Annotated in this window: 15 protein-coding genes; 12 read left to right on the top strand and 3 right to left on the bottom strand. The window is 71.6% G+C overall.

The window, feature by feature from the left end; all coding sequences use genetic code 11:
• Positions 1–173: 173 nt before the first annotated feature.
• The 3 genes from STSP_RS24915 to STSP_RS24905 form a co-directional block, all read right to left on the bottom strand.
• Positions 174–863: a response regulator transcription factor gene (locus tag STSP_RS24915; RefSeq protein WP_332835390.1), complete on the bottom strand. Its 690-nt coding sequence runs from the start codon at positions 861–863 to the stop codon at positions 174–176.
• A gap of 290 nt (positions 864–1,153) precedes the next feature.
• A complete protein-coding gene (locus STSP_RS24910; RefSeq protein ID WP_067282330.1) occupies positions 1,154–2,536 on the bottom strand; it encodes a sensor histidine kinase in 1,383 nt (460 codons plus the stop codon).
• A gap of 125 nt (positions 2,537–2,661) precedes the next feature.
• Positions 2,662–3,975, bottom strand: coding sequence for a sensor histidine kinase (locus tag STSP_RS24905; RefSeq protein WP_078067475.1), 1,314 nt, complete (start codon positions 3,973–3,975; stop codon positions 2,662–2,664).
• A 389-nt stretch (positions 3,976–4,364) separates the two neighbouring features.
• Between STSP_RS24905 and STSP_RS24900 the strand changes: the two genes are divergently transcribed.
• From STSP_RS24900 to STSP_RS24845, 12 genes are all read left to right on the top strand, one after another.
• Positions 4,365–4,769 (top strand): NADH-quinone oxidoreductase subunit A, encoded by a 405-nt coding sequence (locus tag STSP_RS24900; RefSeq protein ID WP_067282466.1) that lies wholly within the window; start codon positions 4,365–4,367, stop codon positions 4,767–4,769.
• Positions 4,760–5,491 carry an NADH-quinone oxidoreductase subunit B gene (locus tag STSP_RS24895; RefSeq protein WP_232789781.1) on the top strand — a complete coding sequence of 244 codons (732 nt, stop codon included), beginning with the start codon at positions 4,760–4,762 and terminating at the stop codon, positions 5,489–5,491. Before STSP_RS24900 ends, STSP_RS24895 begins: the two co-directional genes overlap by 10 nt.
• Positions 5,488–6,921 (top strand): NADH-quinone oxidoreductase subunit C, encoded by a 1,434-nt coding sequence (locus tag STSP_RS24890; protein ID WP_067282328.1) that lies wholly within the window; start codon positions 5,488–5,490, stop codon positions 6,919–6,921. Before STSP_RS24895 ends, STSP_RS24890 begins: the two co-directional genes overlap by 4 nt.
• Complete coding sequence (locus STSP_RS24885; protein WP_067282325.1) at positions 6,918–7,886, top strand: complex I subunit 1/NuoH family protein; 969 nt, start codon at positions 6,918–6,920, stop codon at positions 7,884–7,886. The genes STSP_RS24890 and STSP_RS24885 overlap by 4 nt, the downstream gene beginning before the upstream one ends.
• Before the next feature lie 2 nt (positions 7,887–7,888).
• Positions 7,889–8,581, top strand: coding sequence for a NuoI/complex I 23 kDa subunit family protein (locus STSP_RS24880; protein WP_232789780.1), 693 nt, complete (start codon positions 7,889–7,891; stop codon positions 8,579–8,581).
• Positions 8,578–9,258 (top strand): NADH-quinone oxidoreductase subunit J family protein, encoded by a 681-nt coding sequence (locus STSP_RS24875; protein WP_067282322.1) that lies wholly within the window; start codon positions 8,578–8,580, stop codon positions 9,256–9,258. The genes STSP_RS24880 and STSP_RS24875 overlap by 4 nt, the downstream gene beginning before the upstream one ends.
• Complete coding sequence (gene nuoK / locus STSP_RS24870) at positions 9,258–9,650, top strand: NADH-quinone oxidoreductase subunit NuoK (protein ID WP_067282320.1); 393 nt, start codon at positions 9,258–9,260, stop codon at positions 9,648–9,650. The genes STSP_RS24875 and nuoK overlap by 1 nt, the downstream gene beginning before the upstream one ends.
• The gene (locus tag STSP_RS24865; RefSeq protein ID WP_067282317.1) at positions 9,647–11,641 is read left to right on the top strand and encodes an NADH-quinone oxidoreductase subunit 5 family protein; all 1,995 of its coding nucleotides are present in this window, start codon (positions 9,647–9,649) and stop codon (positions 11,639–11,641) included. The genes nuoK and STSP_RS24865 overlap by 4 nt, the downstream gene beginning before the upstream one ends.
• A gap of 6 nt (positions 11,642–11,647) precedes the next feature.
• The gene (locus STSP_RS24860; RefSeq protein ID WP_067282314.1) at positions 11,648–13,231 is read left to right on the top strand and encodes a complex I subunit 4 family protein; all 1,584 of its coding nucleotides are present in this window, start codon (positions 11,648–11,650) and stop codon (positions 13,229–13,231) included.
• On the top strand, positions 13,228–14,748 hold the full coding sequence (locus STSP_RS24855; RefSeq protein ID WP_067282312.1) for an NADH-quinone oxidoreductase subunit N: 1,521 nt from the start codon (positions 13,228–13,230) through the stop codon (positions 14,746–14,748). The genes STSP_RS24860 and STSP_RS24855 overlap by 4 nt, the downstream gene beginning before the upstream one ends.
• A 328-nt stretch (positions 14,749–15,076) precedes the next feature.
• Positions 15,077–15,940, top strand: coding sequence for a zinc metalloprotease HtpX (gene htpX / locus STSP_RS24850; protein ID WP_067282309.1), 864 nt, complete (start codon positions 15,077–15,079; stop codon positions 15,938–15,940).
• A complete protein-coding gene (locus tag STSP_RS24845; protein WP_067282306.1) occupies positions 15,937–16,335 on the top strand; it encodes a YccF domain-containing protein in 399 nt (132 codons plus the stop codon). The genes htpX and STSP_RS24845 overlap by 4 nt, the downstream gene beginning before the upstream one ends.
• The last annotated feature ends 7 nt before the right edge of the window (positions 16,336–16,342 follow it).

Below are 16,342 nucleotides of genomic sequence, written 5' to 3'. Positions count from 1 at the left end.
GACAGTCCTGATGTGGCATGATCTGTCCGCCCTTGACCCTTCCCGCGAAAGACGCCGGCCGCTCGTCCTTTGGTTCTAGGGCTCGCGCCTGATGCGCCTCGTCCTCGCGTCGTCCGTGCCTGATCCGCGCCTCGTCGCGTGGTGTGACTGATGTCTGACAGAGTGTCAGGTCGCTACGAGTTCAGATAGGTCAGGACCGCCAGAACACGCCGGTGATCCCCGTCACTCTGGGACAGTCCGAGCTTCAGGAAGATGTTGCTGACGTGCTTCTCGACCGCTCCGTCGCTCACCACGAGCTGCCTGGCGATCGCCGAGTTCGTCCGGCCCTCGGCCATCAGACCGAGGACCTCCCGCTCACGCGGTGTGAGCCCCGCGAGCACGTCCTGCTTGCGGCTGCGGCCAAGGAGCTGCGCCACGACCTCCGGGTCGAGCGCCGTACCGCCCCCGGCCACGCGCACCACGGCGTCCACGAACTCGCGCACCTCGGCCACCCGGTCCTTGAGCAGATATCCGACGCCCCTGCTGGAACCGGCGAGCAGCTCCGTGGCGTAACGCTCCTCCACGTACTGCGACAGGACGAGCACGCCGAGTCCCGGATGCTGCTTGCGCAGCTGCACCGCGGCCCGTACGCCCTCGTCCGTGTGCGTGGGCGGCATCCGTACGTCGGCGACCACCACGTCGGGCAGCGAGCCCTCCGCGGCGAGGTCGGTGATCGTCTTGATCAGTGCCTCGGCGTCGCCCACGCCTGCGACGACCTCGTGCCCGCGGTCGGTCAGCAGCCGGGTCAGGCCCTCCCTGAGCAGCACTGAGTCCTCGGCGATGACCACCCGCACCCTGTCCTCCACGATTCCTCGGTCCCCCATAGCCTCTCCCGGCCCGCCCGGCTCGGTCCCCGCCCGGCTCTCTCGGCACGTGCATGCTTCTGCCGTACGGCCTCACGGGGCCGTACGGCAGAGACCAGCATCCCAGCATGCGGGACGTGCCGGGGTGAGGCACGGGAATCGGGGGGTGACTCCCGTGCGGCCGGGTGGCCGCGCGGGGGCCGGACGAGGGCCGGGCGGGGGCGGAAGGTCAGCCGGGCGGAGGTCAGCCGCGCCAGGTCAGGTGGCCGGGCGGAGGTGGCCGGGCGGGGCGGAAGGTCGGCCGGGCGGCGTCAGCCGCGCCAGGGCAGCTCGGCCGTCACGCGCGTCGGGCCTCCCGGCGGGGAGTCGACGACGAGGATGCCGTCGACGGCGTCCAGCCGCTCGGCGAGGCCCGCGAGACCGGAGCCCTTCGCGACCGCCGCGCCGCCCACGCCGTCGTCCGCGACCTGCAGCAGCAGCCGGTCGTCGACACGCCACACGTCGACGACGGCCCGGGTCGCCCGCGCGTGCTTGCTGATGTTCTGCAGCAGCTCGGAGACCGTGAAGTAGGCGATGCCCTCGATCGCGGGCGCCGGGCGGGACGGCAGGTCCACCTCGACCCGGACCGGGACCGTGCACCGGGAGGCCACCGCGGACAGGGCCGCGTCCAGGCCGCGGTCGGTGAGGACGGCCGGGTGGATGCCGCGCGCCAGGTCGCGCAGCTCCTGCAGCGCCGTCTTCACCTCGCCGTGCGCCTCGTCCACCATGCGCGCCGCAGCCTCCGGGTCCTGAGCCAGCTTCTCCTTGGCGAGTCCCAGATCCATGGCGAGGTTCACCAGGCGGGCCTGGGCGCCGTCGTGCAGATCGCGCTCGATACGGCGCAGGTCGGCCGCGGCCGTGTCGACGACGACCCCGCGGTCCGACTCCAGCTCCACCACCCGCGTGGCCAGCCGCGACGGGCCCAGCAGGCCCGAGACCAGAAGCCGGTCCACGGTGGTCAGGGCCCGCAGGATCCACGGTGTGGCCAGCGTGATCAGCAGCCCGACCAGCGCGGTCACCGTGATCTCGAACGGGTTGTCCAGGTAGACGCTGTGCGTGCCGTCGCCGTAGAGCTGGATACCGCCGACGCCCACGTACATCGGGAAGACCCACTGCCACAGCGGATACGTCAGCATCGCCCAGCCGTACGTCCAGAAGGACAGCGCCACCGAGAAGGCGAACACCGCCCACGGGAAGTGCACGATCGCGTACACGAGATGCCGCCAGGAGGCGCCGCTCCTCAGGAGCGCGGTCACCCAGGACAGCGCGCCGCTGCGTTCGTGGGGTCGGAGCGGCTCCGGGCGCCGGAGCGGTTCCGGGTCCGCTACGTCCAGGCGCAGGAGCGCCCTGGCCCGGGTCCGCTCCAGCGCGCCGAGTCCGCGGCAGCCCGCGAGCGCCACGGCGAGCACGGGGATGCCGAGGAAGGTGATCAGGAGACCCGCGCCGAGCGACAGCATCGTGACGGCGAAGGTGAACATCACGATGCTGATCGGCAGGCTCAGCATCAGATAGCCGAACTCGCGCCAGGTGCGCCCCTCGAACGGCGCGCGCAGCCCGGCCGGCAGGACGTGCCGCCGCGCCGGTTCCTCGCCGCCCGCCCAGCCGAACCCGGTTCGGTCGCGCCGCCCGTACCCCTGTCCGTACTCCGTGGCCATCGCTGTCGCCCGTCCGTTTCTGCTCGGTGCCCGGCTGTCGTCGTACGTCAACAGTGCTGGCGACGGGGGCCGTGAACCATGGAGTCCGTCGGCGTCTTGAGGCGGGGGTTTTCCCTACCTCAAGCTCAAGGCTTCTTGGGTGCCGAGCCGTCGTCCGTCCGGTCCCGCCAGGGCAGTTCGGCCGTGATCGTCGTCGGCCCGCCCGCGGGGGAGTCGATCACGAACAGCCCGTCGACCGCGCCGAGCCGCTCCGCGAGCCCCGCCATCCCCGTCCCGCCCTCCAGGCGCGCACCGCCGCGCCCGTCGTCCCGTACCTGGATCAGCAGCCGCTGGTCCGCGCGCCACACGTCCACGGACGCGGAACGCGCACCGCTGTGTTTGCTGACGTTCTGCAACAGCTCGGAGACCGTGAAGTACGCGATGCCCTCGATGGCGGCCGCCGGGCGCGCGTCCAGATCGGCGGTCACCTGCACCGGCACGGTGCAGCGCGACGCCACCGAGGAGAGGGCCGCGTCGAGGCCGCGGTCGGTGAGGACGGCCGGGTGGATGCCGCGTGCCAGGTCGCGCAGCTCCTGCAGGGCCAGCTTCACCTCGCCGTGCGCCTCCTCGACCATCGCGGCGGCCGCATCGGGGTCCTCCAGGAGCTTCTCCTTGGCCAGCCCGAGCCCCATCGCGAGATTGACCAGCCGGGCCTGCGCGCCGTCGTGCAGATCGCGCTCGATACGGCGCAGGTCCGCCGCGGCCGTGTCGACCACGACACCCCGGTCCGACTCCAGTTCGGCGATGCGGCGCTCCAGCTCGTCGGACGGCGACAGCAACCCGCGCACCATGGCCCGGTCGGCGTTGGTGAGCCCGCGCGCGATGAACGGCAGGACCGGCCACAGGACGAACAGCGACGTGAACGTCACCGTGAACGTGAGCACGCCCCACGGCAGCCGTATGAACTCGTAGAGCACGGTGCGCCAGCCCACCGGGTCCTTCAGGGCCAGCCACAGCTGTGGGAAGAAGCCGCCGCGCCCGCGCAGCGGCAGTGGACTCGGCTCGTCGACGCGCACCCCGAGCAGCGCCCTGGCACGCGCCCGCTCCAGCTTGCCCAGCTGTCGCGCGCCCATCAGACCGGCCGCGAGCAGCGGAAACCCGATCACCGTCACCGTCAGCCAGGCCCCGGTGAAGAGCACCGTCATCACGTAGGTGAAGCCCAGCAGCGCCACCGGCAGGTTCGCGAGGAGATGCGCGATCTCCTTCCAGGTCTGCCGGTCGAAGGCGAAGCGGGCGGGCGGCAGCCGGTCGTCGCCGCGTGCGGCGGCGTCGTCCGGGGTGCCTGCGGCGGTTGCGGCGGCGGCGTCCGGCGGGCCTGCGGCGCTTGCCGCGGCGGGGCTGCCGGGTCGGTGGGTGGCGGCGGTCCCGGCGCTGGAGCTGGTGCTGGTCCGTGCGGTCATGGCCGCCAGCGTGCCCGGTCGCGCGCCGTTGCGCCATGAGGTCCGCCGCCGCGGTTAACTGGGGATAACCCCACCTCGTGCGGGCCGCCGCGGGGGACCCGCCGACTGCACGCATGACGGGCCGCTTACCGTTTCTTTAGCAGGCCCTAGACTCCCGTGCGTACAGATCGTCGAACACGGCCCATCACGGGGCGCAACGAAACGCCCGTCACCGGGCGAAACGAAGCCGCCCGGCACCGGGCGCAATGAGGGAACGAGGGGCGGACGTGCCGGAACCGACCGTTCTCGCGGCAGGCCACGTCGCTGCGGGCGACGTCGCGGGTGTCCACGTCGCCGTGGGCGACCTCTCAGGGGGATACGTCGCGTCCGGCGGCCTCGCGGCCGACTACGTGGCAGCCGACCACTTCGCGGCCGACTACGTGGCCGCCGACTACTTCCAGGCGTACTCCGTCGTCGGGCTGCTCGCCGTCATCGGCGTCCTCTTCGTCGCCGTCGCCTTCGGCGCGGGACGGCTGCTGCGGCCCGTCGTCCCCACGCCCGAGAAGCTGCTGACGTACGAGTGCGGCGTCGACCCGGTAGGCGAGGGCTGGGCGCACACCCAGGTCCGCTACTACGTCTACGCCTTCCTCTACGTGATCTTCGCCGTGGACTCGATCTTCCTGTTCCCGTGGGCCACGGTGTTCGCCGCGCCCGGTTACGGGGCGACGACGCTGGTGGAGATGTTCATCTTCCTCGGCTTCCTCGCCGTAGGCCTGCTGTACGCATACAAGAAGGGCGTCCTGACATGGGCGTGACCCCGCGCGACACGGATGTGACGCAGAACGTGGGCGTGGCCCAGGGCGACACCGATGTCGTGACCCAGGGCGACACGGATGTGACCACGCCCGGACCCGTGACCACGCCTGAACCCGTGCTGCTTCCCGAGCCGAAGCGGCTCGGGGCGCTGGCCCGGCTCGCCCCCGAGCCGATGAAGGTGATCCTCAACTGGGGCCGCCGTTACAGCTTGTGGGTTTTCAACTTCGGGCTCGCCTGCTGCGCCATCGAGTTCATCGCCGCGTCCATGGCCCGGCACGACTTCATCCGGCTCGGCGTGATCCCGTTCGCGCCCGGCCCGCGCCAGGCCGACCTGATGGTCGTGTCCGGGACGGTGACGGACAAGATGGCCCCGGCCGTGAAGCGGCTCTACGAGCAGATGCCCGAGCCCAAGTACGTCATCTCGTTCGGCGCCTGCAGCAACTGCGGCGGCCCGTACTGGGACTCGTACTCCGTGACGAAGGGCGTCGACCAGATCATCCCGGTCGACGTGTACGTGCCCGGCTGCCCGCCCCGCCCTGAGGCGCTGCTCCAGGGCATCCTCAAGCTGCAGGAGAAGATCGCGCGGGAGTCGCTGGGGGAGCGGTACGGGGCTGGTGCGGGCGCTGGTGCGGGCTCGGGTGCCGGTGCGGCGCGGCCTTCGGCCGCGGCGCTGCAGAGCGGCTTGGTGAAGCCGCCCGTTCCGGGGGAGGCGTCCCAGTGACCGGTTGGCTCACCGCCCCCGTCGAGGAACTCTTCGGTGCGGACGCGACGGCCGAGGAGGCGTACGACCTGCTGACGGTCGACGTGCCCCCGTCCTCCTGGACGGCGGCCCTGGAGACCGCGCGCTCCGTGCTCGGCTGCACCTACTTCGACTGGCTGAGCGCCGTGGACGAGCCCGGGACGGGCTTCCGCGTCTCGGCGCACGTGGTGGCGCTCGCGCCGGTACGCCGCCTCCTGGTCCGTACGACCGTTCCGCACGACGCGCCCGTACTGCCGTCCGCGGTCGGCGTCTACGCGGGCGCGGCCTGGCACGAGCGCGAGACCCACGAGATGTTCGGCGTGGCCTTCGAGGGCCACCCGGGTCTGACGCCGCTCCTCCTGCCGGATGGCTTCGAGGGGCACCCGTTGCGCAAGGACTTCGTGCTCGCGGCCCGGGTCGCCAAGGCCTGGCCGGGCGCGAAGGAGCCGGGGGAGTCCGAGCACGGCGGGCCTAAGCGCCGTCAGATGCTGCCCCCGGGCGTACCCGACCCCAACGAGTGGGGGCCGTTGAAGGGCCAGCTCCCCGCTGCCCCGGCCCGCCCGGCACGAGGGGCCGCCCGCGCCGCCGCCGCGGGAGACCGCCCGGTCCGCCGTACGCGTACGGCGAGCGAGGGGTCGGCCAGCCAGACGGGGGCGGCGGCAGCCGCGGCCGCCGGGGCGGAGGCCGCGACGGGGCAGGCGGGGGCGGCGACCCCGCGCCGGTCGCGCAGCGTGAGCGAGGGGTCGGCCAGTCAGCGGGGTACGACGGCTGGGGCTGCGCCGGTTGAAGGTGCGCAGGCTGAAGGTGTCCAGGCTGCGCAGGCTGAGGGTGCGCCCGCTGGTGGTACGCAGGCTGGAGGGGCACCCGCTGCTGGTGCGCAGGCTGAAGGTGCGGAGGCGCCCGCAGCTCAGGCACCCGCGGCTCGCGGGCCGCGACGCGTACGGAGCGCGTCGGAAGGCTCGGCGTCCCAGCGCGAGGAGCGGCAGGGCGCCGACGCGTCCGCGAAGCGGCCGGACACGGCTGCGGCCGCCGAGCGGGAGGCCACGGCTGCGGCCGGCCGCAGCGCCCCGGGCCGTAGCGCCGACGCTCCCTGGCACCACGCACGGCCCGCCTTCGACGAGCCGGACGACGCGTCCGCGCAGAAGAAACCGGCCGCCACGGCGCCAGGCTCCGAGCCCCGGGCAGCCGAATCTCCGGCAGCCGATTCCCGGGAGCCGGAGGGCACCGAGCCCGCCGAGCCCCCCGAGCCCGCCGAGCCTGCCCAGCCCGCAGAGTCTGCCGAGCCCGCTGAGCCCGCCGAGCGGACCCAGAACACCGGGTCACCCGACGACCCCACCAAACCCCAGTCCCCGGCCGACCCCGAGTCCCCGGCCCCCACCCACACCGACGACCGCCCAGGAGGCCCGCAGTGAACGACGCTCTCGACGTCGCTCTGCGACTCCTCGTCGTCTTCGTCGTCTTCCTCACGCTGCCGCTGATCATCGGCCAGACCGAGCACAAGGTGATGGCGCACATGCAGGGCCGCCTCGGCCCCATGTACGCGGGCGGCTTCCACGGCTGGGCCCAGCTCGTCGCCGACGGCGTGAAGTTCGCGCAGAAGGAAGACGTCGTACCGGCCGGCGCCGACCGCCGTATCTTCCAGCTCGCCCCCGCCGTCGCCCTGCTCCCGTACCTCCTGGTCCTGGTCGCCATCCCGATCGGGCCGAGCGAGGGTGCTGTCGGGGTGCTCGTCGACGCGGGCATCTTCTTCGTACTCGCCGTCATGGGCGTCGGCGTGCTCGGCTCCCTGATGGCCGGGTGGGCCTCTGCCAACAAGTTCTCCCTCCTCGGCGGCCTCCGCACCGCCGCGCAGCTCCTCGCGTACGAGCTGCCGATGCTGCTCACCGCCGCCTCGGTGGCGATGGCGGCGGGGACCGTCTCCCTCCCGGGCATCGTCAACGCCTTCGAGTGGTGGTGGCTGCCCTGGCAGATCGTGGGCGCCATCGTCTTCTTCGTCGCGGGCCTGGCCGAGCTCCAGCGGCCGCCCTTCGACATGCCGGTCGCCGACTCGGAGATCATCTTCGGTGCCTACACCGAGTACACGGGCCTCCGTTTCGCTCTGTTCCTGCTCGCCGAGTACGCCGGCATCGTCGTCCTGTGCGGCCTCACCACCGTCCTGTTCCTGGGCGGCTGGCACGGCCCGTGGGGCGCCGACGGGCTCGGCTGGGTGTGGACCCTCCTCAAGACGGCCGTGCTCGCCTTCATCGTGATCTGGCTGCGCGTGACCTATCCGCGGCTGCGCGAGGACCAGCTCCAGAAGCTCTCCTGGACCCTCCTCGTCCCGCTCGCCCTCGCCCAGATCGCCCTCACCGGCGTCGTCAAGGTGGTGATCCAGTAACCGTGGCCGAGTCGCTCCCGCCCACGCGGTCCCGCATTCCCGGTTCCGGCCTCGCCAAGGGCCTGGCCGTCACCCTCCGCACGATGACGAGGAAGTCCGTCACCGCGCAGTACCCGGACGTCCAGCCCGAGCTTCCGCCGCGCACCCGCGGTGTCATCGGTCTGTTCGAGGAGAACTGCACCGTCTGCATGCTGTGCGCACGCGAGTGCCCGGACTGGTGCATCTACATCGACTCCCACAAGGAGACGATCCCGGCCGCCACGCCAGGCGGGCGCGAACGCAGCCGCAACGTCCTCGACCGGTTCGCCATCGACTTCTCGCTCTGCATGTACTGCGGTATCTGCATCGAGGTGTGTCCTTTCGACGCGCTGTTCTGGTCCCCCGAGTTCGAGTACGCCGAGACCGACATCCGCGACCTCACCCACGAGCGCGACAAGCTCCGCGAGTGGATGTGGACGGTCCCGGCCCCGCCCGCCCTCGATCCGGGAGCGGAGGAGCCCAAGGAGCTCGCCGCCGCCCGCAAGACCGCCGAGAAGCTGGCCGCCGCCCAGGAACAGGAGCAGCCCAGCGCCCCCGAGGCTGCCGGTGGGCCCCCCGCGGCGGGTGGCCCCTCCGCGGCTGGTGGTTCCTCCACGGCCGGTGGTCGCCCCGCGGCGGGCGCCGCCGACACCCCCGGACAGGAGGGACCCGCGTGACCCTCGCAGCGAGCAGCCCCGGTTTCCTGTCCCCGACGGGTGTCGAGATCGCCTTCCTGCTGGTCGGCGTCGTCACGCTCGGCGCCGCGATCGTCACCGTCACCACCAAGCAGCTGGTGCATGCCGCCCTGTGGCTGGTGGTGGCGCTCGGCGGTCTCGCCGTCGAGTACCTCCTGCTGACGGCCGAGTTCATCGCCTGGGTGCAGGTCCTCATCTACGTCGGTTCCGTCGTGGTCCTCCTCCTCTTCGGGCTGATGCTCACCAAGGCCCCCATCGGCCGCTCCCCGGACGCCGACTCCGGCAACCGCTGGGCGGCGCTGACCGTGGCCGTCGCCTCGGCCGCCACCCTGATCTGGGTCGTGGTCGACGCGTTCCGTACGACATGGATCGACCTGGACGCCGCCACAGCCGCGGCCGCCGGCTCCGACGGCTCGACTGCCGTGACCGGAGCCAGCCTCTTCCAGAGCTGGGTGCTCCCGTTCGAGGCGCTCTCGGTCCTGCTCCTCGCCGCCCTCGTCGGCGCCATCGTCCTGTCCCGCAAGGCGGCAGCCGAGGGCGAACGACCGCCGCGATCACAGGACAAGGCGCCGTCCGGCAAGGACAAGGCGGAGTCCGACGAGATCAAGGCGGCGTCCGGCAAGGACGAGGCGGCGTCCGGCAAGGAAGGGGCCCGCTGATGCACCTCGCCTATCCCGCCGTGCTCTCCGTCCTCCTCTTCTGCACCGGCCTGTACGGCGTCCTGGCCCGCCGCAACGCGATCCTTGTGCTGATGTCCGTCGAGCTGATGCTCAACGCCGTCAACCTCAACCTCGTCGCCTTCGACGTCTGGCTCAGCCAGGCCGCCCGCGACACCCTGCACTCCGGCCAGGCGCTCACCCTCTTCACCATCGCCATCGCCGCCGCCGAGATCGGCATCGGCCTCGCGATCGTGCTGGCCGTCTACCGCGCCCGCGGCACCTCGGACATCGACAAGCTCCGCGACACCGCCGAGGCACGCCCGGGCCCCGAGGACGACGACACCGAAACGGCCGCCCCCGCCATGGCAGACAAGACAGAGGCCGCCGCGTGACCACCACGACCCTTGCCGTACTCGTCCCTCTCCTTCCGTTCCTGGGTGCCGCCGCCGGCCTCCTGCTCGGCCGCACCGCCCCCGGTTACGTACGCCCCCTCGCCGTCCTGCCCACCCTGACGGCGACGGTCCTCGCGGTGCTGGTCGCCGTCCGCCAGGGCGGCGGGCGCGCGATCAACGCGGCCACCGAGCTGACCCCCACCGGCTCGGTCCCCGTCGAACTCGCCCTCCACCTCGACGGCTTCGCCGTCCTCGTCGCCGTACTGGTCGGCCTGGTCGCGTCGTGCGTGCAGATCTACTCCACGGGCTATCTGCGCGACGACCCGCGCTACCCCTCGTACGCGGCGCTCATCTCCCTCTTCACCTCCGCGATGCTGCTCGTCGTCTACTCCGGCGACCTGATCGTGCTGCTGGTCGGCTGGGAGATCATGGGCATCTGCTCGTACTTCCTCGTCGGCCACTACTGGGAGACGCCCGAGGCACGGGCCGCCTCTCTGAAGGCCTTCCTGGTCACCAAGCTCGGCGACGTCCCCTTCCTCTTCGGTCTGTTCGCCCTCGCCGCCGACGCCGGGTCGTTTCGCATCACGACCGTCCTCGGGGCCGTCGCGAGCGGCGCGCTCGACCATCCGACGCTGATCGCGCTGCTGCTGCTGGCCGGCGTCGCGGGCAAGTCCGCGCAGTTCCCGCTGCACACCTGGCTTCCCGACGCGATGGCCGGCCCCACCCCCGTCTCTGCGCTGATCCACGCCGCGACGATGGTCGCCGCCGGTGTCTACTTCATCGCCCGGCTCCTGCCCGTTTTCGCCGCGTCGGCGGCCGCCCTGGTCGTCCTGGCCGTCATGGCCGCCGTCACGATGACCGGTTCGGCGCTGGCCGCGCTCGCCCAGGACGACATCAAGCGCGTCCTCGCCTACTCGACCATCGGCCAGCTCGGCTATATGACCGGCGCCCTGGCCGTCGGCGACCGCGGTGCCGCCGTGTTCCACCTCCTCTCGCACGGCGCCTTCAAGGCGCTGCTGTTCCTCGCCGCGGGCGTGATCATCCATGCCGCGGGCACCAACTCGCTGGCCGCCATGTCCCGGATGCGGGACCTGCGCAGCCGCGTCCCCGACGCCTACTGGACGATGACCGTGGCGCTCCTCGCGCTCGCCGCGATCCCGCCCTTCGCAGGCTTCTTCTCCAAGGAGGCCGTGCTGGGCGCCGCCGAGCACGCCGCCGCCGGTGAAGCCGGGGCCGTCCCCGGATCAGCGGGCTGGATCGTGCTCGTCTCGGGACTGGTCACCGCGATCCTCACCGCCGCCTACGCCACCCGGCTGTGGCTGCTCGCCTTCCGCGGCCACGGCGCCGAGGCCCCGGACCACGGCCCGCAGCCCGTCGTCATGAACGCCGTCCTGTGGGTGCTCGCCGTGCCGTCCCTCGCCTTCGGGCTCACCGCGGGCCTGCTGCCCGACTGGTTCGACGGTCACCCGCTCACCCCGACCCTCACCACCTCCGTTCTCGGCACAGGTCTGGCCCTCGTCGGCGGACTGGTCACCTACGGCGCTTGGCGGCACACCACCACGCTCGCCGCCCGCGTCCCCCTGGGCGCGGTCGCGGCCCACCCCGAGGCGGATGCCGGAGTGGTCGAGGCCGAGGCCATTGCCACCCACGCCCCCGCGTACGGAGACGTGGCCTATGCCCCCGACCCGGCCGACCCGGGCCGTCTGCTGCTCGGCCCGCTGCACCGCCACGCGGCGGCCGGCTTCCACCTCGACGCCGTCTACAGCGCCCTGTTCGTACGCCCCGTGCGCGCAGGCGCCGAACTTGTCCGGTTCCTCGACCGCGAGGTCGTCGACACCTACGTACGCGGTGCGGGCACCGCCCCCCGCTGGCTCGGCACGGCCGTGCGCCGTGCCCAGACCGGCAATGTGCAGACCTACCTGAGCGTGCTGCTCGCCGGCTCCGCCGTCCTGGCGGTTGTCGCCGTCCTCGTCGCCACCAGGGGAGCGTGAGCAGACGTGATCGATATCAGCGCATCCGTGATGCAGTTCCTTCTCGCGTTCGTCGTCGTCGGCCCGCTCATCGGCGCCGCGGCCGCCCTTCTCCCCGCCCCGCCCGGGCTGAAGGGGAAGTCGCCCGAGCAGGCCGTCCTGCGCCACGGCGTGACCGTGACCGGCGCGGTCCTCGCCGCCACCATCGTCCTGACGCTCGGCTTCGACCACGACCAGCCGTCGAAGATGCAGGCCACGACCGACATCAGCTGGATCCCCGCCCTCGACGTGCGGATCCACCTCGGCATCGACGGCATCTCGCTCCCCCTCCTCGTCATGACAGCGCTGCTGACCTTCCTCTGCGCGCTGTACAGCTACTTCAAGATGCCTACGGGCCCGTCCCCCAAGGCATTCGTCGCCCTGCTCCTCGTCCTCGAGTCCGGCACCCTCGCCACCTTCGCCGTCCTCGACCTGCTGCTGTTCTTCCTCGCCTTCGAGATGGTGCTCATCCCGATGTACTTCCTCATCGCCCGCTGGGGCGGTGAGGGACGGGGCCCAGCCGCCTGGAAGTTCATCCTCTTCACGCTGCTCGGCTCCGTCGTGATGCTGCTGGGCCTCCTCCTCGTCGGGCTCAACTCCGGCACGTTCGACATGCTGGCACTCGCCACTGACAACGGCCGGTCGCTCACCACATCCGTGCAGGTCATCGCCGTTCTCGCGATCGGCATCGGGCTCGCCGTCAAGACCCCGATGTGGCCGCTGCACAGCTGGCTGCCGGACGCTCACACCGCCGCGCCCACGGTCGGCTCGGTCCTGCTCGCCGGTGTCCTGCTCAAGATGGGCACGTACGGGTTCGTGCGCATCCTGCTGCCGATCACGCCCGACGGGATGCACACCTTCGCGCCCTACCTCGCCGCCTTCGCGGTCGTCGGCATCATCTACGGATCCCTGGCCTGCCTCGCCCTCGCCAAGCAGGGCGCGAAGGGCGACCTCAAGCGCCTCATCGCGTACTCGTCCGTCGGCCACATGGGCTTCGTCCTGCTCGGCATCGCCACGATGACCCCGACCGGCGTCAACGGCGCGCTGTTCGCCAACATCGCCCACGGCCTCATCACCGGCCTGCTGTTCTTCCTGGTCGGCGCCCTCAAGGACCGCACCGGCACCACGGACCTCGACGCCCTTGCGCAGGAGACCGGCGCCGCGCTCTACGGCCGCGCCCCCCGCTTCGGCGGCCTGCTCGCCTTCGGCGCCGTCGCCTCGCTCGGACTTCCCGGCCTCGCCGGGTTCTGGGGCGAGATGCTCGCCCTGTTCGGCGCGTTCCAGCCCGCCCAAGGCCTCAGCCGCCCGGCGTTCCTGACGTTCATGGTGTTCGCCGGCATCGGCACCCTGCTCACCGCCGCGTACATGCTCGTCGTCGTACGCCGCGTCTGCATGGGAGCCGTGGGAGCCGTCCAGCAGGAAGGCCGCGCGCTCGCCGACGTCCAGGGCTACGAGTTCGCCGCCTGGACGCCCCTCGTCGCCCTCACCGTCCTCGCCGGACTCTGGCCCGCGGTCCTCCTCGGCCTGACCGACCCGGCCGTGCAGCAGCTCCTCGCAGGAGGCACCCGATGAGCTCCCTGGCCCAGTCCGTGGTCCAGTCCGTCGACTGGCTCGCCATCGCGCCGCCCACCATCGCCGCGGTCGTCGGACTCGTCGTGCTGGTCGCCGACCTGTTCGTACGCGACGACAGGAAGGCCCTCCTCGGCTGGGTGTCCATCGCCGGACTGGCCGCGGCCACGCTGTCGCTTCTGCCGCTGCTGGACGGCGACCGCTCCACCTTCTGCCTGCGGGACGACGCGGACGTCTGCAGCTACACCGCCGATCCCTTCACCCTCGTCATCCAGTTCCTCGTCCTCGGCGGAGCCCTGCTGGCGGCACTCCTGTCGGCAAGCGCCCTCAAGGAAGCGAAAGACGCCGGAAGGGAACTCCCCGAAGGGGAGTTCTGGTTCCTGCTGCTGTCCTCCGCCGCCGGTGCCGCCCTGCTCCCCGCGTCCCGTGACCTCGCCACCCTCGTCGTCGCCCTCGAGGTCGCGTCGCTGCCCGCCTTCGCCCTGGTCGGCCTCAAGAGGGGCGACAGGCGGTCCGCCGAGGCAGCGCTGAAGTTCTTCCTGTCGTCCGTCACCGCCACCGCCGTGACGCTCATGGGCGTCAGTTTCCTCTACGCGGCGACAGGCACCCTGTACCTGACCGAGACGGCCGCGGAACTGCGGGACATCGACCCTCAGCTGGGGACCCTCGCCCAGGCCGGCGTCGTCCTCACCCTCGTCGGCTTCGCCTTCAAGACGGCCGCGGTGCCCTTCCACTTCTGGGTGCCCGACACCTACATCGGGGCGCCCCTGCCGGTCGCGGCGTACCTGTCCGTCGTCGGCAAGGCGGTCGGCTTCTCCGGGCTGATCCTCGTCACCGTCGTCGCCTTCCCCTCGTACGCGGACGTGTGGGGCCCCGCGCTCGCCATCCTCGCCGCGCTCACCATGACCGTCGGCAACGCCGCAGCGCTGCGGCAGCAGGCCACGCGCGCGTACAGCGCGGTCCGGCTGCTCGCCTGGTCGTCCGTCGGACAGGCCGGCTACCTGCTGGTGCCGATCGCCGCCGCCGGCTACTCCAAGGACGCCGAGCGGGCCATCGGCTCGACCGTCGCGTACGCCCTGATGTACGCCGCCGTGAATCTCGGCGCGTTCGCCGTGGCCGCCCTCGTCGCCCGTGCCAAGCCGCTCAACCGCATCAGCGACTACCGCGGCCTGTACGCCTCCCAGCCGGTGACGGCCCTGGTGCTCGCGTTCTTCCTGCTCTGCCTCGCGGGACTGCCGCCGGGCATCATCGGTCTCTTCGCCAAGGTGACCGTCTTCTCGGCCGCGGTTGACGCCGGACTGGGCTGGCTCGCGGTGGTCATGGCCGTCAACGTCGTGATCGCGCTCTATTACTACCTGCAGTGGACCGCGGTGCTGTTCCGCGCCCCCGAGGGTGAGCCGGAAAGGCACCCCGTACCGGCCCCGCTGACCGCCGCGATCGCCGTGACGGCCGTCCTCGGCATCGCCCTCTCCGGAGCGCCCCAGCTGGTCATGCGCTTCGCGGGCACCGGGCTGTTCTGAGTTTCGATCAGACGTTTCCGATCAGACGTTTTCGATCAGACGTTTCGACCAGACGGCCGTGATCTGAGTCGCGCAGACGCGACTCCGACCGGCACGCGCGCGTGGAATCCGCCCCCCGGCGCGCGGACCGCTTCACCTGCACGCGTGCGTGGCCCGTCACCCGTACGGCCCACGCACGCCGGTGCGCGCACAAGGGAACTAGTACCTCCCGCCTGGCGTTGACCAGATCGGGAGCGTCCACTGGACAGTGAGCATCCACTGGACAGGGGAAGCACCAGAGCGTCAACCAGCAGAGGGTTCCCCTGCCGCACCACCAGGAGGGCGTACCGTGCACCGCCGGCACAACGGGCTCAAGACCGCCGTACTCCTCGGGGGACTGTCCGCCCTCATCCTCGTCATCGGCAGTTTCTTCGGGCGTACGGGCCTCATCGCCGCACTCTTCATCGCCCTGGGCACGAACGCCTACGCCTACTGGAACAGCGACAAGCTCGCGCTGCGCGCCATGCGTGCGCGCCCGGTCAGCGAGTTCGAGGCACCAGGGCTGTACCGCATGGTCCGCGAGCTCTCCACGCAGGCGCGCCAGCCCATGCCCCGGCTGTACATCTCGCCGACGGACGCGCCGAACGCGTTCGCCACCGGGCGCAACCCGCGCAACGCCGCCGTCTGCTGCACCGAGGGCATCCTCAGAATCCTCGACGAGCGTGAACTCCGGGGCGTGATCGGCCACGAGCTCAGCCACGTCTACAACCGCGACATCCTCATCTCCTCCGTCGCGGGCGCCCTCGCCTCAGTGATCATGTTCCTGGTCAACTTCGCCTGGCTGATCCCGGTCGGCCGCTCGGACAACGACGAGGGCCCCGGCCTCTTCGGCATGCTGCTGATCATGCTCCTGGGGCCGCTCGCCGCGAGCATCATCCAGCTGGCCATCAGCCGTTCCCGCGAGTACGAGGCGGACGCCTCCGGCGCCCAGCTCACCGGCGACCCGCTCGCCCTCGCCAGCGCGCTGCGCAAACTCGAGGCCGGGACCAAGCAGTTGCCGCTGCCGCCCGAGCCCCGTCTCGAGACGGCGAGCCACATGATGATCGCCAACCCGTTCCGTCCGGGCCAGGGAATGTCGAAGCTGTTCTCCACACACCCGCCGATGGCGGAGCGCATCGCCCGTCTCGAGCAGATGGCAGGTCGACGCCGATGAAGACCATCCTGAACGTCATCTGGCTGGTGCTGAGCGGCTTCTGGCTGTTCCTCGGGTACGTACTCGCGGGCCTCATCCTCTGCATCACGATCATCGGCATCCCGTTCGGCATCGCGGCCTTCCGTATAGGCGTCTACGCCCTGTGGCCCTTCGGCTATACGACGGTCGAGCGGAGGGACGCGGGCGCGCCCTCCTGCGTCGGCAACGTCCTCTGGCTGGTCCTCGCGGGCTGGTGGCTCGCGCTCGGCCACATCACAACCGGCATCGCCCTCTGCCTGACGATCATCGGCATCCCGCTGGGCATAGCCAACTTCAAGCTCATACCGGTCTCGTTGCTGCCGCTGGGCCGCGACATCGTACGCACGGACCAGCCGTTCGCCCGGACAAGCTGGTAGCGGGTGG

Origin of the sequence: Streptomyces jeddahensis, assembly GCF_001642995.1 — a bacterium.
Taxonomy (GTDB): Bacteria; Actinomycetota; Actinomycetes; order Streptomycetales; family Streptomycetaceae; genus Streptomyces; species Streptomyces jeddahensis.
The sequence above is the reverse complement of the archived record's forward strand: the minus strand, read 5'-3'. Positions and strand labels throughout refer to the sequence as shown.